Here is a 20,438-nt window from a genome sequence, read left to right as displayed (position 1 = left end):
GCCACAAGAGTCGACCCGTTCGTGTGATGGCCGATGATCGGATCCCGCGTGCGCTTAGGTTTGCGTGGGACGGGACACGGATCCGCAGCGGACAAGCCGATGTCGAGGTTGCGCAGTGCGCTGGAGTGCGCGTTCGACTCGACGGTGCGTCGCGAGCTCTCGAGAAACGTTGGGAGGGTTGGTCGGTGGCGATCGGCTGTGTCAGGTGCCGGCCGACCAAGCCCGTCGACCAAACGCCATGAACGACAGCGCCTCCCCGTCAATGAGACGAGGAGGCGCTGTCGGGTTGCGGCTGAGCTCAGTAGGGCCCGTTGACGTTATCGATCGAACCGTAGCGGTGAGCTGCGTAGTTGCAGGCGGCGGTGATGTTGGCGACCGGGTCCCAGATGTCGAAGGGGGTGCCGTCGACGTGATAGGCGTTGAAGGTCGGGTCGATCACCTGGAGCAGCCCTTTGGAGGGAGTGCCTTTGGCGGCGTTGGAGTCCCAGTTGTTGATGGCCCGGGGATTGCCGCCGGATTCGCGCATGATGTTGCGGTGGATGCTGTCGTAGCTGCCCGGAATGTTGTGGACGCGCATGATGTCGAGGGATTGGCGAATCCAGCCGTCGAGGTTGTTCTCGTAAACCGGGGGCGCCGGCGGGGGCAGGACGCCGAAGGCGGGAAGCGCGGGAAGTGCGGGCAGTTGAGGCAGGCCAGGCAGGCTAGGGGCGCCGGCGACCGTCGCGATTCGGGACGGAACGGTCTGATCGGCCACCGCCACCCCGGTGGAGGCGCCGAGAGCGGTGATGCCGATTGCGGCCGCGAGGACGGCAGCGTTACGGAGCGTCCGGCGGTGGAAAGGAGAAAGGCGTGAGTCAGGCATTGCGAAATCAGTTCCTTGATCGTGCGGCGATCCGCCCCGACAAGGCAGCGCGAATCGACAGCGGGCGTCCGCAGGGGAGTTCGCCCGTATCGGCCATGTGCTTTTTTCGGATTTCGTTGTGAAAACCAGGATTCGAATTCCTGGTGGCGCGATGCGGTGAACTATTCGGGGTCGGTGGCCCCTCGGGTTCCGCTGTCGTACCCGGGGGAGAATCCGGCTACGGATGTGTCGCCGGTTCTCGGGTCCCTTCCGGACCTGATCTCAGCTTGGTCACGATTGGTGAACATACGGAAAACAAAAAGTTAATGAATGATATTTCCGGGTTCGGAAGGATCTCGGCGGACCGCCCCTCAAGGCCTGTATGCAGGGCTTTTAGTGGAAAACGTGATATGCGTCACAATTCTAATTTTCTCGTAACGCGGGCATATTTATCACGATTCCATCACCTTGGACGCGGGCCCGATTGGTGGACCCGGCGCAGCCGACCGCGAAATTCGCGGCAAGAACCGGCCATTATGTTGACCGGGCAACTTTCTCGCTACCGTGATCGCGGCAGTGAGCGCGCGGCCACGCCCATTTGGGCACCGGCTGCGCCCGATGAGGGGCCGCTTGTCGTTCGGAATGCCGAACTCTCGGCCCGGCGCTGACCTGGTTCAGATAGCGAAGGCCGGCCGGACGGTCGCCGGACATGAAAGTGCCGTGCCCGCCCGCGATCAGTCCGCGGGAGTCGCCGTAGGTGGCGAGGAACCAGTGGAACGACAGGCTCATGACACTGCGCATTGTCGCCGGGTACCTCCCCGCTTCCGCGAGCTCCGCCGAACAAGCCGAAAGCCGTTGCCGGGCATTGCGAGCGGTGAGCGGGCAAAGCCGTCGTTGTCATGGCGGTCGCAGGTGGTCTTCGAGCCGCTTGCTGGAGCCAGCGAAATGTATTGCCCTGGTAGCGGGTTCGCGGTGGTGCCGATCAGTTCGCTTTCGGGATTGTGCTGTCGGTTCCACCAGGGCGCCGACCGCTTCGGAGTCGGGCCATCGTTCGTCAGGCAGCAGACGCGTGACGATTCGGTTGGCTGCGGCATGTCCAGTAGCGGCTCGAGGCTGCCTGCTGGCAGTGCGCTCGCTCCACCGCCTTGCGCGGCGATGGTGCTGAATGTCTCCGCTGCCGCCGGCTTCGGCACACAATACGGTTGACGACCTCGATGGCGGGACCCCGGTATTCCGTGATCCGTCACAGTGACGCCGGTCTCCCATCATGGAACACCAGCGCAGCGATTCGACGCACTAGCAGGGGCCGGGTATTGTTCCCGGCCCCGCGGCGCGCAGCTCAGTACGCGGTCAGGAGCCGAAGCGGGCCAACACGGAGCTGGCTTCCTGGGAAGCGGTGCCCTCCTGAGCGAGGTGGGCCATTTCCGGAGCGATCTCGCGACCATGGTGGGCCATCGCCTGGGCGCACAGCCGACCGGCTCGGTAGGAGGAGCGGACCAGGGGACCGGCCATCACCCCTGCGAAGCCGATTTCCTCGGCCGCCTTGGAGTGTTCGACGAACTCCTCCGGCTTCACCCAGCGATCGACCGGGTGGTGGCGCGGGGACGGGCGCAGGTATTGGGTGATGGTGAGGATGTCGCAGCCTGCTTCGTGCAGGTCGCGCATGGCCTGGGTGACTTCCTCAGGGGTTTCGCCCATGCCCAGGATGAGGTTGGACTTGGTCACCAACCCGGCTTCGCGAGCGGCGGTCAGGACCGCGAGAGAGCGCTCGTAGCGGAATGCCGGGCGGATGCGCTTGAAAATGCGGGGGACCGTTTCGAGGTTGTGCGCCAGGACTTCCGGGCGGGAGGAGAAAACCTCGGCGAGTTGCTGGGGGTCGGCGTTGAAGTCGGGGATCAGGAGTTCGACGCCGGTGTGGGGGTTCGAACGCTTGATGGCGCGGACGGTTTCGGCGTAGAGCCAGGCGCCTCCGTCGTCCAGGTCGTCGCGGGCGACGCCGGTGATGGTGGAGTAGCGCAGGCCCATGGCCTGGACGCTTTCGGCGACCCGGCGCGGCTCGTCGCGGTCGAGAGCCGCGGGCTTGCCGGTGTCGATCTGGCAGAAATCGCAGCGGCGGGTGCATTGTTCGCCGCCGATGAGGAAGGTGGCCTCGCGGTCTTCCCAGCATTCGAAGATATTGGGGCAGCCCGCTTCTTCACAGACGGTGTGCAGACCCTCACGCTTCACCAAGCCTTTGAGCTCGGAGTACTCCGGTCCCATGGTGGCGCGGGTGCGGATCCAACTGGGTTTGCGCTCGATCGGAGTCTCCGCGTTGCGGGCTTCGATACGCAGGAGTTTGCGGCCGTTCGCGGCACGAGCGTCCGGTCCGGAGGAGGTAGCTCGAATGGCCACGGAGGAATCCGGGAGGGCCGCAGCAGGTTCGGCTGCTGCCGCACCGTGTGGTGTCGGGGTGTCGACTGAGGTCACCTGATCGACCTTACGCGTCGGCGGTCCGGGCCCGCGGGGCGGTCTCGGCCGGGGTCGAACGGGGGATATCGTGCGCGGTGACCGGCAGCTCGCCATCGAGCGCGCGGATGATGGCGTCGGTCACCAACGGTTTGATCTCCGCCACAGTCACCTCGCGGCCGAGCTCGCGGGTCAACGTGGTGACGCCCGCGTCCCGGATACCACACGGCACGATGGCCTGGAACCCGTCCATGGCGGAGTTGCAGTTGAACGAAAGACCGTGCAGGGCGACACCGCGCTGCACGCGCACGCCGATCGCGGCGATCTTGCGTTCGGCGTACAGCTCGGTCGCGGGCAGCCAGACTCCGGACCGGCCCTCGACCCGGCCGCAGACCAGGCCGAGGTCGGTGCAGACGGTGATCAGGGCCTGCTCGAGGCGGCGCACGTAGTTGACCACGTCGACGGGCTCGGCCAGCCGCACGATCGGGTAGCCGACCAGTTGACCGGGGCCGTGCCAGGTGATCTTGCCGCCGCGGTCCACCTGCACGACCGGGCTGCCGTCGATCGGCAGGTCCTCGGCCTCGGTGCGGCGGCCCGCGGTATAGACCGAAGGGTGCTCGAGCAGCAGCAGGTGATCGGATCCGTTGCCCTCGGCACGCTGGTCGGCGATGCTGCGCTGCAGGTCCCAGGCGTCGTGGTAATCGATCAGTCCGAGATCCTCGACCACGATCGGGGTCGGATCGAATCGGGCGGACAGGGTCGTGCGCGGGTGGTTCACAGCCAAGACGGTACGCCCACCGGGATGTCCGATTCCACCGTCCTGTCGTGGGAACCACCACAGATCGACCAGGTTTGCCGAGCAGGAGCTGGACGGATGCTCGGCCCGGGGCGCGCGATCGGCGTGCTAACGGTCACCGCCGCCCGGTCTCCGAATGGGGTTGTGGCCGAGTCGCAGGAACGACGCGGGCGGGTACAGCGGCGATCGGCGCAGCCGACCCTCTTCGCAGCAGTCCTGACTCGCAGACGGTCGGAGTTTGTGCCTGTGGCAGCCAACGCGGGTGCGGTGCGAATAGCGCCGCGGATGGGCAGCGCGCGAACCGCAAGTATCGCAATGCAGTGTTGATGGCGGAGTACCCGAGAAGTGGGGGTAGAACGCGCCGGAGGCAGCTCCTGGCGGTATCCGACGCCCGGTGGGAACCGACGAGGTAGTGACCGCTGTCTCAGTCGACCGTGACCGGCAGCGTCAGCTGCATCAGGGTCAGATCCATCCAGCGCCCGAATTTGTGGCCGACCTCGGGCAGCACGCCGACCGTGCGGAACCCGAAGCGTTCGTGGAGCTGGATCGACCCGGTGTTGCCGGATTCGATGGCGGCGACCATGGCGTGCACCGTGCCCGCGCGGCGTGCGCGTTCGATGAGTTCGGTGAGCAGAGCGGTGGCGATGCCGCGACGCTGGAAGCGTTCGTCGACATAGACCGAATTCTCCACGGTGAAGCGATAGCCCGATTTGGTGCGCCACGGACCGTAGCTCGCATATCCGGCCACCTCGCCGTCGATGTCGGCGACCAGGACCGGAAGGCCGGCGCCGGTGCGATCGCGGAACCAGGTGACGCGATCGTCCAGCCCGACCTGCTCGGTGTCCCAGATCGCGGTGGAGGCGGCGATATTCGCGTTGTGGATGCGGAGGATCGCGGTCAGGTCGTCGGAGTTCGCGTCACGGACGACAGTGGCGGATCTGGCGTCGAGCCGGTCGGTCATCGGTCGTCTCCGAATGAGCCCGCCACCCTTCTGCGCACCAGTCGGGCGACATTGTGCCCGGCACGGCGCGCAGCGGCGGCGAGCGCCGACCCGTTCAATCCGAACGGGCCGGCGATCATGAGCTTCATCCGCGCCGCGGGACCTTCCTCACAAGCCGAGATCGGCCTCGAACGCCGCTTCCTCGAGCCGGTGCCGGATCGTGGTCAGGAAGCGACCCGCGTCGGCGCCGTCGATCAGGCGGTGGTCGTAGGTGAGCGGCAGGTAGCACATCGAGCGGACGCCGATGGATTCGTTGCCGGTCTCGTCGATCACCACGACCGGGCGCTTGACGACCGCGCCCGTGCCCAGCATCCCCGCCTGCGGCGGAACCAGGATCGGGGTGTCGAACAGCGCGCCCTGGCTGCCGATGTTGGTGATGGTGAAGGTGCCGCCGGCCAGCTCGTCCGGCTTGAGGCCGCCGTTGCGGGCGCGATCGGCGATGTCGGCGATGGCGCGCGCCAGCCCGCTCAGGGACAGGTCACTCGCGTTGTGGATCACCGGGGACAGCAGCCCCTGATCGGTGTCGACGGCGATACCGAGATGCACCGAGGCGTGGTAGGTGATCTCTTTGGTGGACTCGTCGTAGCTGGCGTTGACATTCGGGTGCACGCCGAGCGCCTCGACAACCGCCTTCGCGAAGAACGGCAGGAACGTCAGGTTGACGCCTTCCCGCTCCTTGAACGTCGTCTTGGCCTGCTTGCGCAGCGCGGCGATCTTGGTGACGTCGGCCTCGTGCACCTGGGTCAGCTGCGCGGTGGTCTGCAGCGATTCACGGGTCTTGGTCGCCGTGATCTGGCGGATCCGGTTGGCCTTCTGCACGGTACCGCGCAGGTGGGCCAGCTGCGGGCGCGCCACCGCCGGGGTGGAAGGAGCCTTCGCAGCGGTCGCGGCGGGAGCAGCAGCCGCAGCCGGGGCCTTCGCAGCCTCGGCGGCGGCGAGTACGTCCTGCTTGCGAATGCGGCCACCGACACCGGAACCGGTGATGGTCGTGAGGTCGACCTTGTGCTCGTCGGCCAGCTTCCGGACCAGGGGAGTGACGTATGGGGTTGCGCCGTTGGCGGATTCAGCGGCTGGAGCAACGGCGGCCGGAGCGGGCGCTGGGGCCGGGGCCACAGTAGCGGCAGCCGGGGCCGGAGCGGCAGCAGCCGGAGCGGGAGCCGGTGCAGGGGCGGGCGCCGGAGCGGAAGCCGGTGCAGCGGCGGGTGCAACGGCGGGAGCCGGTGTAGGGGCGGGCGCAGCGGCGGGAGCCGGTGCAGGGGCGGGGGCCGGCGCAGCAGCCGCGGGAGCCCCGCTGCCGATCACGCCGAGCTGTCCGCCGACCGACACGACGTCGTCTTCCTGCGCGGTGATCTCCAGCAGGGTACCCGCGACCGGCGACGGGATCTCGGTGTCGACCTTGTCGGTGGAGACCTCGAGCAGCGGCTCGTCCACGGCGACCTCGTCACCGACCGACTTCAGCCAGCGGGTGACGGTGCCCTCGGTGACCGACTCGCCTAGCTCGGGCATCTTGACCGGAGTGCCCGCTGCGGGTGCGGCCGACGCGGCGGGCGCAGCAGCCTGAGGTGCGGGGGCCGTCGCCTCCTGCGCGGGGGCGGGCGCCGGCTCAGCGGCAGCGGGGGCCGCGGCCTCCGGGGCGGGGGCGGGCGCCGCCGCCTCACCGGGCTCGCCGATGACACCGAGTTCGCCGCCGACCTCGACCACATCGTCTTCCTTGGCGACGATCTTCGACAGCACACCGGCCGCGGGGGACGGGATTTCGGTGTCGACCTTGTCGGTGGAGACCTCGAGCAGCGGCTCGTCGACCTCGACCGTGTCTCCTTCCTGCTTCAGCCACCTGGTCACCGTTCCCTCGGTGACGCTCTCACCAAGAGCGGGCATCTGGACGGAGAAGGCCATGTCCGTTGACTCCTCTGACTGCTCGACGGGGTTCTACAACAGTTGATCTCGCTGCGCGAACTCTCGCCGCGGGTCGCGCCGGGAGTCCGGAAGCCATCGATCATTGTGGTGGCACCGGAGATCCATCTGGTTCTTGTACCGCGGTCCATCCTTGCACTCGCTCGCAAATCGCGTAGCACAGGGCGGCGAACTGCACAGAGCTGGCAGTATGGGAATACCGGCGGTGAGCATTCTCCGGTGCGGGAAAGGAGGTCGGCGTCGTTGGGTTTGCTGGATCATTTCCGAGGCGGCGCGACCCGAGGTGGAGGCGGTCGACGTGGGGGTTCGGCGCGCGGGCAGGACGCTCGCTACCTGGCCGACTGGGTGCGCGCGCATACGGGCGTCGAAGGTTACGTCGAACCGAAGACCGCGGTGACCGATGTCACAGTGGTCCTTGTCGCCGCGGACGGTGAATGGACGCGCCGGATCGTCGGCGAGCGCTGGGCGCGACGGCTTGCCGGGGATTTGCATATTCCGGTCTACGACGTGCGCAAGACCGGATACCCGCAGCGGATGCGCGACTACGACGCTCGCCGGCGAGTGGAGCGACGGCGCGCTCTGGAACAGGATCTCCGCGACCTCTGAGTGGTTTTCGGTCCGGTTTCCGCGGTGGGACGAGCTGGTGCACAAGTCTTCTCGGCTCCACTGACGATCACGGTGCCGGGTGGAGCGAGTCCGGTGCGAGGTGCGTCGTACGGGTCGCCCCGGACGACGCGTCGCAACCTCACTCGGCGGCGATGGACTCCAGCACCGCGATCAGCGTGCGGACCGGGACGCCGGTGCCGCCCTTGCCGATATAGCCGAACGGGCCGCCGGTGTTGTAGGCCGGACCGGCGACGTCGAGATGGGCCCACTGCACGTTGTCGGGGACGAACTCCTTCAGGAACAGCGAGGCGGAGAGCATGCCGCCCCAACGGTGCGGCGCCACATTGGCCAGGTCGGCGACCTTGGAGTTCAGATCGGCGCGCAGCTCACCGGGAAGCGGCATGGCCCAGCCGTTCTCGCCGACCTCGCGGGAGATTCGGGCGACGCGGTCACGGAACTCGTCGGTGCCCATCACGCCGGGCGTGCGGGTGCCGAGCGCGACCATCTGCGCGCCGGTCAGCGTGGCCACGTCGATGAGGTATTCGGGCTCGTCCTCGCTCGCGCGCACGATGGCGTCGGCCAGGATCAGGCGGCCTTCGGCGTCGGTGTTGAGCACCTCGACGGTGGTGCCGCCGTACTGGGTGAGCACATCGCCGGGGCGCTGCGCGGTGGCCGACGGCATGTTCTCGGCCATCGGCACGGTGGCGACGATGGTGATCGGCAGGCTCAGCCGGGCGGCGAGCAGTGTCGTGGCGATCACGGCCGCGGCGCCCGCCATGTCGGAGGTCATGTTCTCCATGTTCTGCGCGGGCTTGATGGAGATGCCGCCGGTGTCGAAGGTGATGCCCTTGCCGACCAGCGCGACCTTCTTCGGCCCGCCCGCATAGGTGATCCGGATCAGGCGCGGCGGGCGCGAAGAACCCTTGCCGACTCCGAGTACGCCGCCGTAACCGCCTGCCTCCAGCGCCTTCTCATCGAGTACCTCGACGGTGAGCCCGGCGGCCTCGGCGAGCTCTTGTGCGCGGGAGGCGAACTCGGCGGGGAACAGGTGGCTGGGCGGGGTGTTCACGAAATCCCTCGCGGTGGCGACGGCTTCGGCGGTGACCTGCGCGTGGAACAGCGTCTCCTCGCCGAATCCGGGCTCGGGTACCAGGAACTCGACGCGGGCCACGGGCCGCTCGTCCGGCTTGGGCGCGGACTTGCCCGTCCGGAATGGCGTGAACGAGTAGGCGCCCAGGTAGAAGCCTTCCGCGGCGGCGCCGAGATCGAGGCCCGACAGGGTGGTCACGACCAGTTCGGTGCCCGACAGCGCGCGCGCCGCCACGCCTGCCGAGCGGCGGATCTGCTCGGCGTCGAGTTTGTCGGCGGCGCCGAGGCCGACGGCGAGCACGCTGGACACACCGTCCAGCCCGACGGGGGCCGGAACACGGGTCAGCTCCTCGGCCTTGCCCTTCGCGCCCACCACGCCGAGCTGGTCGAGCAGTTCCGTGCGCACCTCGGCGGTGAGCACGTCGCCGAACAGGTCCTCGGGCACGATGGCGGGGCCGTTCTCCGAGGAAGTCAACCCGATGACGAGTACATCGGTATCCGCGCCGATGGTCTCGGTGCGTGCCAGTTCCGGTCCGAGCGAGCGGTCTGCAACAGCGGTCATTGGCACAGGCTATTCGGTCTGATCCGGATGGCGCACCGCGACGCCGTCGAGCAGCAGTTCCACCGCGGTGATGAGCAGGTCGTCGAAGTCCATGACGAAGCGCTCTGACCTGCCTAGATTTGCGACAGCATACGATGTTCACAGCGAAAGGGATCAGCCATGGAGATCACCGCTCGACGGGCGGATGCCGGGGATCGCGACGCGCTCATCGACGCGTTCGTCGCGGCGAGCGGGGACGAGGTGGTGACGGCCTGGGTGCTGGAAGGGCAACCCGACGCGAGCGCCCGCACGGCGTTCGTGCCGCAGCTGGTCGACCGCGCGTTGCGGGACGACGAGATCTGGGTAGCGGGGCCGGACAGCGAAGTCTGGTCGGTCTCGATCTGGCAACACGTCACCTCGATTCAGCGGTTCGCCGAGGAGTCCGCCGAGGCGAAGGCGATGGCCGAGCAGACGCCCGGCGTGCGAGTGCTCGAGCGTGTGGCGATCGTGACCGATCTGCTCGCCCGGGAGCACCCGCGCGAATTCCCGCACCACTATCTGCAAGTAATCGTCACGGTGCCGGAACATCGTGGCAAAGGGGCAGGGGCAGCGATCCTCACCGACCGGTTGACGGCGGCGTCCGCAGCGTCTGTCCCGGCATTTCTGGAAGCGAGCACGGAACGATCCGCGCGCCTGTACGCCCGGTCCGGGTTCGCCCGGACCGCAACCACGCACACGCTTCCGGAGAACGGTCCGACCCTCATCCCGATGTGGTTTCGTCCGCAGCGGAGCCCGGCGGGCACCGGCGCGATGCCGCCTCGCGCGGCGGATAAGCTCGGCTGGTGACCGAGACGAGCCTGCTGCACGGCCCCATTCACGCCGTGCACGTCGAGTTGGGTGCCACCTTCGCGCCGTTCGGCGGCTGGGAGATGCCGGTGGCCTACGCGGGGACGGTGACCGAGCACAAGGCGGTCCGCACGACGGTCGGGCTGTTCGACGTCAGCCATCTGGGCAAGGCGACCGTGCGCGGCCCCGGCGCGGCGGCGTTCGTGAACTCCGTCCTCACGAATGATCTCGGCCGGATCCGGCCCGGCAAGGCGCAGTACACGCTGTACTGCGCGCCGGACGGGGGTGTAATCGACGACCTGATCGCCTACTACGTGAGCGACGACGAGATCTTCCTGGTGCCGAACGCCGCCAACACCGCGGCGGTCGTCGCGGAACTGCAGAAGGCGGCACCCGACGGCGTCACTGTGACCGACGAGCACCGCGACTACGCCGTGTTCGCGGTGCAGGGGCCACGCTCCACGCAGGTGCTGGCCGCGCTGGACCTGCCCACCGACCTCGACTACATGGCCTACGCCGACGCCGAATGGCGCGGCCACACCGTTCGGGTGTGTCGCACCGGCTACACCGGCGAACACGGCTACGAGTTGCTCCCGCGCTGGGCCGACGCCGAACCGCTGTTCCGCGCCCTGGTCGATCAGGTGCGCGCTGCCGAAGGCCAGGTCGCCGGGCTCGGCGCCCGCGACACGCTGCGCACCGAGATGGGCTATCCGCTGCACGGGCACGAACTCTCGCTGGAGATCTCGCCGGTGCAGGCAGGCTGCGGCTGGGCGGTCGGCTGGCAGAAGCCGCAGTTCTGCGGCAAAGCAGCGCTGGAGCAGGAGAAATCGACTGGTCCACGCCGAATCCTGCTGGGCTTGAAGGCACTCGACCGCGGCGTGCTCCGGCAAGGACAAACGGTGCTGCGCGCGGGCGAGCCGGTCGGCGAAACGACCTCGGGGACCTTCTCGCCGACTCTCGCGCTCGGCATCGCCTTGGCCCTGCTGGACACTTCGGCCGGCATCGATCCGGGCGCAGAGGTCGAGGTCGACGTCCGGGGCCGACGCCTCCGCTGCGAAGTCGTCCGCCCGCCTTTCGTGGACACCAAGACCAAGTAGCCCGGGCACGCGCCCCCGGCGGGGCAATTCCTGCTGGCGGATGCCGTGGGCTCGGTAGCGCGGCAGCGGACTCAGCTGGAACCCTGCTGCGCCGAGCATCGCCCGGTCGGCATGGGGCGCGCGGGCGCGAACCCGGGGGACAGGCACGGTGGACTGTGGGGATGGCCGGTCGTGTCCCACAGACGAAGCGGACCGTGCGCCTCGGTCGAGAGTTCGGCGGAAACCCTGCCGCGCCGAAGCCGACCTGTGCACATCGGGTCGGCGATCGGGTGTAGACGCGACCGAACACGCACCCGGTAGGGCGTGGACCACGGGCGGATGGCCGGTACCGGTGCGGATAGGATCGTCCGCATGACCGTTGCCGCACAGTTCACCCGTATTCCGCATCCCGCGCCCGTTCCGGCGCAGCGGCGAGCAGAGGTACTGGCGGCGCCCGGGTTCGGGCGGTACTTCACCGACCACATGGTCTCGATCGATTACCGCGATGGCGCGTGGACGAACGCGCGGGTCGAGCCGTATGGGCCGCTGTCACTCGATCCCGCGACGATGGTGTTCCATTACGGCCAGGCTATCTTCGAGGGACTCAAGGCCTACCGGCAGAGCGACGGCAGCGTCTCCTGTTTCCGCATCGACGCCAACGCGGCGCGTTTGCGCAAGTCGGCTCGGCGCATGGCGATGGCCGAGTTGCCGGACGAGCTGTTCATCGAGTCGGTGCGGCAACTTCTCGAGGCGGACCGGGACTGGGTGCCCGCGGCCGGCGGCGAGGACTCGCTGTACCTGCGGCCGTTCATGTTCGCCACGGAGGCGGGGTTGGGTGTGAAGCCGGCTGCCGCGTACAAGTACCTGCTCCTGGGTTCCCCGGCGGGCGCCTACTTCCCGCGCGGCGTGAAGCCGGTGCGCGTGTGGCTGTCCACCGAATACGTGCGTGCCGCGCCGGGCGGCACGGGTGAGGCCAAGGTCGCGGGCAACTACGCGGCCTCGCTGCTGGCGCAGGCCGAAGCCTCGGCCAAGGGATGCGATCAGGTGGTGTGGCTGGACGCGTGCGAGCGCCGCTATGTCGAGGAGATGGGCACCAACAACCTCTTCTTCGTGTTCGGATCCGGCTCCGAGGCACGCTTGGTCACCCCGGAGCTGTCCGGCTCGCTGCTGCCCGGCATCACCCGCGATTCGCTGCTGACCCTCGCCGCCGACTCCGGCTACCCCGTCGAGGAGCGCAAGATCTCGGTGGAGGAGTGGCGCAAGGGCGCCGAATCCGGTGCGATCACCGAGGTTTTCGCCTGCGGTACCGCCGCCGTGATCACCCCGGTCGGCTGGGTCCGTTCCGGGAACGGTGAGTTCACCATCGGCGGTGGCGAGCCCGGCGAGGTCACCATGGCGCTGCGTGACACGCTCACCGGCATCCAGCGCGGCACTTTCGCCGATATCCACGGGTGGATGCGCCGGATGTGAAACTCAGCGCCGGATGTGAAACTCAGCCCGGCATGAGCATGTGCCACTGCTCCAGGGTCTGCGGACGCATGACGTAGTTTTTGTCCAGGACAGTGGACAGCACCGCGCTGGGTTCCTCCGAATACCAGTGGCCGGGGTAGACCACCGGGTCTCCGGTGAGTCCGGCGAGGTAGCGCAGGCTGCGGAACATTTCGTCCGAATCTCCGCCGGGGAAATCGGTGCGGCCGCAGCCGTCGACGAACAGGGTGTCGCCGGCGATCAGCCGGTTGTCGAACAGAAAACATTGGCTGCCCGGTGTGTGTCCGGGGGTGTGCAGTAATTCGATCTCGAAAGCACCGACGGTGATCTTGTCACCGTGCTCGTGACCGGTCAGTTCACTCTCGGCGATCCCCGTGACGTTGGCCACCCACGGCAGCTCTTCGGCGTTGACATGCACTGGAACGCTTGTCTTCTCGAGCATTTCGGGCACGCCGCGCAGGGTGAAGCCGAGCATCGACCCGCCCACGTGGTCGGGATGGTGGTGGGTCGCCAGCACCCCGCTCAGCCGCAGCCCGTCTGCTTCGGCGATGTCCACCAGGTCGCCCGCGGCGTAGGCCGGATCGACCACTACGCACTCGCCCGTCTCCCGATCACCGATCAGGTACGCGAAGTTGCGCATCTGCGTCGCGATCGGATCGCCGACGGCGTAGTCGCGTCCCGACAACAGCTGGCGAAAGTACAGACGCTCGGAAGACATACCGCACACCTTATTGCCCGGCCCGAACGCTTCGCGCGGCGCGGCTGGAAAACCCCGTGGTCCGGCGACTGCGGGTGACAATGCCGTTCCGTCTAGCCGGCGAGAGACAGCACCACCGCGGTGAGTGCCACCGTAGTCTCGACAGCCGCGCCGAGGACGTCACCGGAGAGCCCGCCGAGGCGTCGGGCGCAGTGGCGGACGAGGAGAGCCGAGCCGGCCAGGGCCACGGCCACGGCGACGGGACCGAGCCACGGGTGATCCGGGACAGCCAGGGCCGCCGCCGCGACGGCGGCCGCGGACCAGCACGTCGCGGCGAGTGCCGATTGGGTATTCGCGACCAGGACCCCGAACGCGGTGCCCGCAGCGGCGGCGATACCCCGGCAGGCGAGTACGACGGCGACACGGCCGGTCGCCACGGCGATGCCCACCGCGAGCCAGCGGTGCGCGTCCGCCAGTGCCGCGAACGACAACGCTTGCACCCCGATGGCGAACACGATTCCCGCGACACCGAACGGCCCGGCCCCGCCGCTCTTCATGATCTGCCGGGCCCGCTCGGGCGGCCCGTAGCTGCCCAGTCCGTCCATGGTGTCGGCGAGACCGTCGAGATGCATGCCCCTCGTGGCCAACGCCAGCGCGCCGACCACCAGCAATCCGGCCAACGAACCGCTCGCACCAGCCCACGTCAGCACCCGCAGCAGCCCCGCCGCTCCCGCTCCGAGCAGGACACCGATCACCGGCGCCCACCCAATCGCGCGGCCCGCCGCCCGAGCGACATCGTCCGGGCCGCGCACCGGCAGAACCGTGAGCCACGAGGCGGCGAGCCGAATTCCGTTCACACCGGAACTCGTTCGGGAGATGCGGCAGCACCCTGGTCCGGGAGACTCCGTCCGGAGACCGGTGCCACCGCCGAGAACCCGGGATCCGGGGCAGGGTCCCGGTGCGAGTGCGAGCGGGCATCGCGAGCAGCATTCATTTGCGCAGGTTCGGCCCGGGGCCGGCTGGTTCGGGATCGGCCGGTTGGGGGTCGGCGGTGCTGACGCCGGCTTCGGCGAAGGTGGACATGTTCGCGAGGATCGCGACGGCCGAGCGGAGGATGGGCAGCGCGGTGAGGGCGCCGGAGCCTTCGCCGAGCCGCATGTCCAAGTCGATCAGGGGTTCCAGGCGCAGGTGTCGCAGCGCGAGGGCGTGCGCTGGTTCGGTGGAGCGGTGGCCCGCCAGCCACCAGGCGCTCGCGCCCGCGGCGAGGTCTTCGGCGATCATGGCCGCCGCTGTCACGACGACGCCGTCGAGAATGACCGGCGTACGCCGGGTGGCTGCTTGGGCAAGGAAAGCGGCCATCGCCGCGAAGTCGGCGCCCGCCGCGACGCGGAGCAGTTCGACCGGCTCCTTCGCTACCCGGCGGGCGCGGCGCATCGCGTCGCGAATGGCGGCGACCTTGCGAATCCACCCCGCGTCGTCGATTCCGGTGCCGCGGCCGACAGCAGCCACCGGCTCGGTATCGGTGAGGGTGGCGATGAGCACGGTCGCCGGGGTGGTGTTGCCGATGCCCATGTCGCCCGCGATCAGCAGGTCGGCGCCGGCGTCGATCTCCTCGTCGGCGATGGCGCGGCCCGCGGCGATGGCCGACCGGATTTCCGCGTCGGTGAGCGCGTCCTCGCGGTCGATCGCTCCACTGGAGCGGCGCACCTTGTGCTTCGACACCTGCGGGTCGGTGTCGGCGTCGACGGAGATGTCCGCGACCCGCACCGTCGCTCCCGCTACCGCCGCGAGCGCGTTCACCGCGGCTCCGCCGCCCAGGAAGTTCGCCACCATCTGCGCGGTGACCTCGCACGGATACGCCGACACGCCATGTCGCGCGACGCCGTGATCTCCGGCGAACACCACCACGCGGGCCCGCTCGAACTGCCTCGGCGGACACGCGCCCTGGCAGGCCGCAACCCAGTTGCCGAGCTCCTCCAAGCGGCCCAGCGCCTGACCGGGTTTGGTCAGCTGCGCCTGCCGCTGCTGCGCGGCCGCACGAAACTGTGCGTCCGGGGCCGCTACCGGTCCGAATCCGTCCGTCACTGTCGAGCCTTTCCAGTCGTGGCGGTTCCCGCCGACTACGCCGCCCAATCTTGCCATTGCCCGTTCCGGTGACTCGTCACCCGACCGTCGCTCTCGAAGCACCCGGACGCCGCGCACACCGAGAGGGCTATTTCAGACGAAGCGGGAGACCGGCTATGACGAAGTAGGCTTCGTCGCACGCTTGCGCGAGGCGTTGGTTGAGAATCCCGATTTCGTCTCGGAACAGACGTCCGGAGCGGGTCGCCGGGATGACGCCCATGCCGACCTCCGGGGTCACGATCACGAGGTTGCCCCGGTAGGCCGCCACCGTCGCGATGAGTGCGTCGGTGTCCGGCGAAATCGTGCCGCGCGGTGCCTCCCACGCGTCACGCGCATCGATGCGGGCGGTCAGCCAGGTGCCGATGTCGTCGATGAGGATGCTGGGCAAGGGGTTCGGCGAGCCGGTGGATTCGGTGAGAACCGCTGCCGGATCGGCACTTTCGATGGTCGACCAGCTCGCCGGCCGTCGGCCGCGGTGCTGGGCGATGCGTTCGGCGAAATCTTTGTCGTCCGGGTCGGGCACCGCGGTGGCGAGATAACGCACCGCACCCCCGGCCGCGCTCGCGAGTTTTTCCGCGAACGCCGACTTCCCGGATCGCGCGCCACCGAGGACGAGGATGCGGCGCGGCACTGCGGGCGGGGAACTTCGCGACACGGCTGCACCGTATCAATCAGCTCTCAGTCGACCAGCTATCCGTCGACACCGATGGCGACTTCGGTGGATTTGATGAGGACCGTGACCGGCGATCCGTCGGCGAGTTGGAGGTCGTCGGCCGCGTCGCGGGTGATCGAGGAGGTGATTTCATCGCCGCCGGTCAGCCGGATGCGGACGACGGCCATCGCGTCGCCGCGGGTGACCGAGACGACCGTTCCATTCAGTTGGTTACGTGTGGATAGTCGCATGCCCGCGATCCTACGCAGCAGGGGTGCTGGTTCATCGGAGTTCGCAACGCTGACGGGAAGGCGGCCGCCACTCGGACGCGGCGTCTTGCGGTGGCGAGTTTCGACGTAGGGGTCCAGCGCCGGTGTCGCCTGTGCTCGCGGTCGTCGTCCGACGATCAGGCAGATGCCTGCGCACCGGTCTCCGGGCTCCTGCCGAACCGGCGGCGGTACTCGCTGGGGGCGATGCCGACCAGGCGCTGGAAGTGGTGACGTAGCAGGGCGCCGGAGCCGAAGCCGGCGCGGGCGGCGATGCTTTCCAGGCCGAGCGCGGTGTCCTCCAACAGCTGCTCGGCCAGCAGGACGCGCTGGTTGGTGAGCCATTTCACCGGCGTGGTTCCGGTCTCGGCAGCGAAGCGGCGGGCGAAGGTGCGGGTGGACATGTTGGCGCGGGTGGCGAGTTGCTCGACGGTGTGCGGCAGGTCGAGGTGTTCGTTCATCCACTCCAGGGTCGGGATGAGGCTGTCGGAGGTGCACGCGGCGACGGGGCGTTCGATGAACTGGCGCTGCCCGCCGTCGCGCTGCGGCGGCACCACCATGCGCCGCGCGATCGCATTGGCGACGCCGCTGCCGAGTTCACGCCGCACCAGGTGCAGGCAGGCGTCGATGCCTGCCGCCGTGCCCGCGCTGGTGATCAGATCGCCCTCGTCGACGAACAACACGTCCGGGTCGACGGTGGCGCCGGGGTACTTCTCGGCGAGTTTCCGCACGTAACGCCAGTGCGTGGTGCAGGTACGTCCGTCGAGTAGCCCGGCCGCCCCGGCCAGGAAGGCTCCCGAGCACACCGTGAGCACAGTGGCTCCGGCCGCTGCCGCGTCGCGGACGGCTGCGACAACGCGCGGATCGAATCCGCTGTCGACCGCGGCGGCCGGGATAGCGACCAGATCGGCCTTCCTCAGCTCCGCGAGCCCGTACTCCGGCGTGACGGTAATGCCCGGACTGGTGGAGCGCAGCGCGACGCCGGGCTCGGCGCCGCACACCAGGAAGTCGAAAGCGGGCAGGCCATCGCCGGTGCGGTCGAGGCCGAAAACCTCACAGATGACGCCGAACTCGAACATGGCCAGCCGCTCGGACAGCACCACGGCGACCTTTGACAGCATGCCCGCGAGCCTACTGGCCGTATTTTTGCGAAGAGTGTCCGGACGGCCACTTTCGGCGGCAAATGGGCGATCGCACGATTACTGCCATGGTTACTTTTCTCGCTTCCCTGGCGTTCATCGTGGCCGTCGCCGCGTTGATCGCCCACAGCACGGACCGCGCGGGCTCGGTGGACGTCATAGACCGCGACGCCGAGCGGGTCCGCTGCGAACTCGCCGCGATGCTCGTCCGAAACCCCCACCACCGCTGATCACTGCCGAACTCGCGTCCACGTCGGCTGCCGCACACGGAGCGACTCGGCGGCGCTCTTCTCCCCGCCTTCCGTGCTCTCAGCCTTCCGTGACGAGTGCGCATCGCGTGCGGACGCACCGCAGGCGCTGCCGAACTACACAGCGTCGCCCGGGCCCACCCGCGGCTTAGGTGCGCGCATCTTGCGGATCTGGGAGGCGCGCACAAAGGCATACCAGCCCAGCCGATACCCGGTGTCGGGGGTGTCCGGGAACCGCTCCCGGACCCGGTTGTTCACGACGCGGCCGAGCAGCACCCCCTCGACCGCCATGAACGCCATCATCACCAGCATGGCGAGGGTGACGATCGTCTGCAGAGCGGGCGCGGCGAACATCGACAGGATCAGCACCAGCGCCATCGGCATGAACAAGCCGACCAAGTTGCGCCGCGCGTCGACGACGTCGCGGACGAACGCTCGCACCGGGCCCTGGTCGCGCGGCAACAGGTATTTGTCCTCGCCCGCGAGCATGCGGGCGCGCCGATCCTGGGCGGCGGCGCGCCGGTCGGCCGCGGCGGCCTTGCGGTCTTCTTTGCTGCCGCGCGTGGCCTTGCGTCGCGCGCGGGCCTCCTTCGCGGTCAGCGGAGCGGGTGCTACCGGGCCGCGGCGCTTGCCTTGTGCGTCACGGCGTTTCGGAGTAGGACGGCCTTTGCCCGCGGTGGCCGCTGCGGCCGAACGGGTGCTACTTGCGGGCGAGTCGCCATCCGTGACCACCGTCGAATCGGCGGTCGCGTCGGTGGTGCTGGACTCGCCGCGACGGAACAATTTCACACCGACCAGGCTATTCGATGCGTGGTGCGGCGAGAAATGCGGTCTGACTCGCCGGGAGTGCGCGGGGTCACCGAGGTTGCGCGGGGTCACCGAGGTTGGGTGTCACGGCGAACCGGGTAGTGGCAAGATGGGGGAATAGCAGCCGGCCGAGTGGTGTTGACCGGACACGACCCGTGCGCTGTTCACGGTTGACCACAGGTTCCTCGAGGAGAGTTCATGACTGTGCAGAACGAGACCACCACCCACGGTGTGACTCTGACCGACGCCGCCGCGGCGAAGGCGAAGGCACTGCTGGACCAGGAAGGTCGCGACGACCTGGCGCTGCGGATCGCTGTGCAGCCGGGCGGCTGCGCCGGCCTGCGCTACCAGCTGTTCTTCGACGACCGCTCGTTGGACGGCGATCTGACCGTCGACTTCGCCGGCGTCACGCTGGCGGTCGACCGGATGAGCGCGCCGTATGTGCAGGGCGCCTCGATCGACTTCGTCGACACCATCGAGAAGCAGGGCTTCACCATCGACAACCCGAACGCCACCGGCTCCTGCGCCTGCGGCGACTCCTTCAACTGACGTCGGATCCTGGCTCGGACTCGCCGCGCGCGCCTGGCGAGCCCGAACCGGGCAGCTGATTTCGCGAGCACGGGCATCTCGCCGGGAACACGCGAGATTCGAGGGCGCCGACGGAGGGCCTGAACGCGGATCCTGCGCCACGCGATCGGTACGGCCTGAAGTTCCGAAGCGGCGGATCGGTTACGGTGAGATCGGGAATCGCGTCACGGCCGAGCCGGGGCGCGACGTCCGGTCTCGACCGCCTGCCGCCTACCGTTGAAGGGCTCAGCCACGTGTCCATCGCCGTTTCCGCGTCCATTGCGACCGACCACCTGATGCGTTTCCCAGGACGGTTCGCCGACGTACTGCTGGCCGATCAGCTCGATCATGTGTCCCTGAGCTTCCTGGTGGACGATCTGCAGATCCGGCGCGGGGGTGTCGGCGGCAACATCGCCTATGCCATGGGCCTGCTCAACCGCACGCCCCTGCTGGTCGGCGCCGTGGGCGCGGACTTCGCCGAGTACCGGGCCTGGTTGGAATCGCATGGGGTCGACTGCTCCGCCGTGCTGGTCTCCGATCGCGCGCACACCGCCCGGTTCGTCTGCACCACCGATGACGACATGGCCCAGATCGCGTCGTTCTACCCGGGCGCGATGAGCGAGGCGCGCGATATCTCCATCGCCGAACTCGCCGAGGCGCGCAAACTCGATCTGGTCTTGATCGGTGCCAACGACCCCGAGGCGATGCTGCGCCACACCGCGGAGTGCCGGGAACTCGGCATCCCGTTCGCCGCCGACCCCTCCCAGCAGCTTGCCCGCCTGGATGGCGATCAGGCCGTGCAGCTGATCGACGGCGCCGCGTACCTGTTCACCAATAAGTACGAGTGGGCACTGCTGTTGCAGAAGACCGGCCTGAGCGAGGACGAGATCTCGAAAAAGGTCGGTGTCCGCGTCACCACGCTGGGGCCGGACGGGGTGCGGATCGTCGACGCCGACGGTACCGAGGTCACCATCGGCGTGGTGCCCGAGCTCGAGAAGGTCGAGCCGACCGGCGTCGGCGACGCGTTCCGCGCGGGCTTCCTCACCGGCCACACCGCCGGCCTGAGTGTGGAGCGCTCCGCCCAGCTCGGCTCGCTGATCGCAGTGTTGGTGCTGGAGACCATGGGCACCCAGGAGTGGACGCTGAACAAGGAAACGGCCCTGCAGCGCTTGACCGCCGCCTACGGAGACGACGCCGCGGCCGACGTCAAACCGCTGTTCTAGGGGTCGGTCTGTGCCTATGGGCCTGAGGACGGCCCCCATCTGCCCCGATCCACGGCGCCGATGGCCGGTCGAA

Annotated in this window: 20 protein-coding genes and 1 pseudogene; 7 read left to right on the top strand and 14 right to left on the bottom strand. The window is 68.6% G+C overall.

Annotated elements, in window-relative coordinates; all coding sequences use genetic code 11:
* Window positions 1–298: 298 nt before the first annotated feature.
* From ACT86A_RS21955 to sucB, 6 genes and pseudogenes are all read right to left on the bottom strand, one after another.
* The gene (locus tag ACT86A_RS21955; protein ID WP_445094057.1) at window positions 299–862 is read right to left on the bottom strand and encodes a transglycosylase SLT domain-containing protein; all 564 of its coding nucleotides are present in this window, start codon (window positions 860–862) and stop codon (window positions 299–301) included.
* A gap of 638 nt (window positions 863–1,500) precedes the next feature.
* Window positions 1,501–1,630, bottom strand: a pseudogene (locus tag ACT86A_RS21950) (LLM class flavin-dependent oxidoreductase); the annotation flags it as partial.
* 561 nt (window positions 1,631–2,191) lie between these two features.
* Window positions 2,192–3,232, bottom strand: a complete 1,041-nt coding sequence (lipA, locus tag ACT86A_RS21945; RefSeq protein ID WP_445094056.1) for a lipoyl synthase — start codon at window positions 3,230–3,232, stop codon at window positions 2,192–2,194.
* Window positions 3,233–3,317: 85 nt separating this feature from the next.
* Window positions 3,318–4,064, bottom strand: a complete 747-nt coding sequence (gene lipB, locus ACT86A_RS21940; RefSeq protein ID WP_445094055.1) for a lipoyl(octanoyl) transferase LipB — start codon at window positions 4,062–4,064, stop codon at window positions 3,318–3,320.
* A 442-nt stretch (window positions 4,065–4,506) separates the two neighbouring features.
* Entirely contained in the window at window positions 4,507–5,043 is a 537-nt protein-coding gene (locus ACT86A_RS21935; protein WP_445094054.1) for a GNAT family N-acetyltransferase, read from the bottom strand.
* Between the two features lie 147 nt (window positions 5,044–5,190).
* A complete protein-coding gene (gene sucB / locus ACT86A_RS21930; RefSeq protein ID WP_445094053.1) occupies window positions 5,191–6,978 on the bottom strand; it encodes a 2-oxoglutarate dehydrogenase, E2 component, dihydrolipoamide succinyltransferase in 1,788 nt (595 codons plus the stop codon).
* Window positions 6,979–7,239: 261 nt separating this feature from the next.
* On the opposite strand from sucB, the gene ACT86A_RS21925 reads away from it, so the two are divergent.
* Window positions 7,240–7,602 (top strand): oxidoreductase, encoded by a 363-nt coding sequence (locus ACT86A_RS21925; protein ID WP_445094070.1) that lies wholly within the window; start codon window positions 7,240–7,242, stop codon window positions 7,600–7,602.
* A 139-nt stretch (window positions 7,603–7,741) separates the two neighbouring features.
* Here ACT86A_RS21925 and ACT86A_RS21920 read toward each other — a convergent pair whose 3' ends face one another.
* Complete coding sequence (locus tag ACT86A_RS21920) at window positions 7,742–9,253, bottom strand: leucyl aminopeptidase (RefSeq protein ID WP_445094052.1); 1,512 nt, start codon at window positions 9,251–9,253, stop codon at window positions 7,742–7,744.
* Window positions 9,254–9,412: 159 nt separating this feature from the next.
* Here ACT86A_RS21920 and ACT86A_RS21915 point away from each other — a divergent pair, with 159 nt between their 5' ends.
* The 3 genes from ACT86A_RS21915 (at window position 9,413) to ACT86A_RS21905 (ending at window position 12,624) form a co-directional block, all read left to right on the top strand.
* Window positions 9,413–10,078, top strand: a complete 666-nt coding sequence (locus tag ACT86A_RS21915; protein WP_445094051.1) for a GNAT family N-acetyltransferase — start codon at window positions 9,413–9,415, stop codon at window positions 10,076–10,078.
* Window positions 10,075–11,175, top strand: a complete 1,101-nt coding sequence (gene gcvT / locus ACT86A_RS21910; protein WP_445094050.1) for a glycine cleavage system aminomethyltransferase GcvT — start codon at window positions 10,075–10,077, stop codon at window positions 11,173–11,175. Before ACT86A_RS21915 ends, gcvT begins: the two co-directional genes overlap by 4 nt.
* Before the next feature lie 351 nt (window positions 11,176–11,526).
* Window positions 11,527–12,624, top strand: coding sequence for a branched-chain amino acid aminotransferase (locus tag ACT86A_RS21905; protein WP_445094049.1), 1,098 nt, complete (start codon window positions 11,527–11,529; stop codon window positions 12,622–12,624).
* A 22-nt stretch (window positions 12,625–12,646) separates the two neighbouring features.
* Here ACT86A_RS21905 and ACT86A_RS21900 read toward each other — a convergent pair whose 3' ends face one another.
* From ACT86A_RS21900 to ACT86A_RS21875, 6 genes are all read right to left on the bottom strand, one after another.
* On the bottom strand, window positions 12,647–13,360 hold the full coding sequence (locus ACT86A_RS21900; protein WP_445094048.1) for an MBL fold metallo-hydrolase: 714 nt from the start codon (window positions 13,358–13,360) through the stop codon (window positions 12,647–12,649).
* Window positions 13,361–13,452: 92 nt separating this feature from the next.
* Entirely contained in the window at window positions 13,453–14,196 is a 744-nt protein-coding gene (locus ACT86A_RS21895) for an adenosylcobinamide-GDP ribazoletransferase (protein ID WP_445094047.1), read from the bottom strand.
* Between the two features lie 133 nt (window positions 14,197–14,329).
* Window positions 14,330–15,481, bottom strand: a complete 1,152-nt coding sequence (gene cobT / locus ACT86A_RS21890; RefSeq protein ID WP_445094046.1) for a nicotinate-nucleotide--dimethylbenzimidazole phosphoribosyltransferase — start codon at window positions 15,479–15,481, stop codon at window positions 14,330–14,332.
* Window positions 15,482–15,551: 70 nt separating this feature from the next.
* Window positions 15,552–16,118, bottom strand: coding sequence for a bifunctional adenosylcobinamide kinase/adenosylcobinamide-phosphate guanylyltransferase (cobU, locus tag ACT86A_RS21885; RefSeq protein ID WP_445094045.1), 567 nt, complete (start codon window positions 16,116–16,118; stop codon window positions 15,552–15,554).
* 35 nt (window positions 16,119–16,153) lie between these two features.
* Window positions 16,154–16,366 (bottom strand): TOBE domain-containing protein, encoded by a 213-nt coding sequence (locus tag ACT86A_RS21880; protein WP_445094044.1) that lies wholly within the window; start codon window positions 16,364–16,366, stop codon window positions 16,154–16,156.
* Between the two features lie 155 nt (window positions 16,367–16,521).
* Complete coding sequence (locus tag ACT86A_RS21875) at window positions 16,522–17,502, bottom strand: helix-turn-helix domain-containing protein (RefSeq protein WP_445094043.1); 981 nt, start codon at window positions 17,500–17,502, stop codon at window positions 16,522–16,524.
* A gap of 86 nt (window positions 17,503–17,588) precedes the next feature.
* On the opposite strand from ACT86A_RS21875, the gene ACT86A_RS21870 reads away from it, so the two are divergent.
* Complete coding sequence (locus tag ACT86A_RS21870; protein ID WP_445094042.1) at window positions 17,589–17,750, top strand: hypothetical protein; 162 nt, start codon at window positions 17,589–17,591, stop codon at window positions 17,748–17,750.
* A 135-nt stretch (window positions 17,751–17,885) separates the two neighbouring features.
* On the opposite strand, the gene ACT86A_RS21865 is transcribed toward ACT86A_RS21870, so the two are convergent.
* Entirely contained in the window at window positions 17,886–18,500 is a 615-nt protein-coding gene (locus ACT86A_RS21865; protein WP_445094069.1) for a DUF3043 domain-containing protein, read from the bottom strand.
* Window positions 18,501–18,773: 273 nt separating this feature from the next.
* Between ACT86A_RS21865 and ACT86A_RS21860 the strand changes: the two genes are divergently transcribed.
* Both ACT86A_RS21860 and ACT86A_RS21855 read left to right on the top strand, forming a co-directional pair.
* A complete protein-coding gene (locus ACT86A_RS21860) occupies window positions 18,774–19,124 on the top strand; it encodes a HesB/IscA family protein (protein ID WP_445094041.1) in 351 nt (116 codons plus the stop codon).
* A 272-nt stretch (window positions 19,125–19,396) separates the two neighbouring features.
* Window positions 19,397–20,365 (top strand): carbohydrate kinase family protein, encoded by a 969-nt coding sequence (locus tag ACT86A_RS21855; RefSeq protein WP_445094040.1) that lies wholly within the window; start codon window positions 19,397–19,399, stop codon window positions 20,363–20,365.
* The last annotated feature ends 73 nt before the right edge of the window (window positions 20,366–20,438 follow it).

The sequence above is a fragment of the Nocardia glycosmidis genome, from assembly GCF_052545115.1.
Note: the sequence above shows the minus strand (reverse complement) of the source record. Positions and strands in the feature narration are given on the sequence as shown.

Excerpts from the sequence above, each read along its gene's own strand:
- ACT86A_RS21955 (WP_445094057.1), bottom strand. The coding sequence starts at position 862 with ATGCCTGACTCACGCCTTTCTCCTTTCCACCGCCGGACGCTCCGTAAC.
- ACT86A_RS21935 (WP_445094054.1), bottom strand. The coding sequence starts at position 5,043 with ATGACCGACCGGCTCGACGCCAGATCCGCCACTGTCGTCCGTGACGCG.
- sucB (WP_445094053.1), bottom strand. The coding sequence starts at position 6,978 with ATGGCCTTCTCCGTCCAGATGCCCGCTCTTGGTGAGAGCGTCACCGAG.
- ACT86A_RS21920 (WP_445094052.1), bottom strand. The coding sequence starts at position 9,253 with ATGACCGCTGTTGCAGACCGCTCGCTCGGACCGGAACTGGCACGCACC.
- ACT86A_RS21915 (WP_445094051.1), top strand. The coding sequence starts at position 9,413 with ATGGAGATCACCGCTCGACGGGCGGATGCCGGGGATCGCGACGCGCTC.
- ACT86A_RS21905 (WP_445094049.1), top strand. The coding sequence starts at position 11,527 with ATGACCGTTGCCGCACAGTTCACCCGTATTCCGCATCCCGCGCCCGTT.
- ACT86A_RS21900 (WP_445094048.1), bottom strand. The coding sequence starts at position 13,360 with ATGTCTTCCGAGCGTCTGTACTTTCGCCAGCTGTTGTCGGGACGCGAC.
- cobT (WP_445094046.1), bottom strand. The coding sequence starts at position 15,481 with ATGGCAAGATTGGGCGGCGTAGTCGGCGGGAACCGCCACGACTGGAAA.
- ACT86A_RS21880 (WP_445094044.1), bottom strand. The coding sequence starts at position 16,366 with ATGCGACTATCCACACGTAACCAACTGAATGGAACGGTCGTCTCGGTC.
- ACT86A_RS21875 (WP_445094043.1), bottom strand. The coding sequence starts at position 17,502 with ATGCTGTCAAAGGTCGCCGTGGTGCTGTCCGAGCGGCTGGCCATGTTC.
- ACT86A_RS21870 (WP_445094042.1), top strand. The coding sequence starts at position 17,589 with ATGGTTACTTTTCTCGCTTCCCTGGCGTTCATCGTGGCCGTCGCCGCG.
- ACT86A_RS21860 (WP_445094041.1), top strand. The coding sequence starts at position 18,774 with ATGACTGTGCAGAACGAGACCACCACCCACGGTGTGACTCTGACCGAC.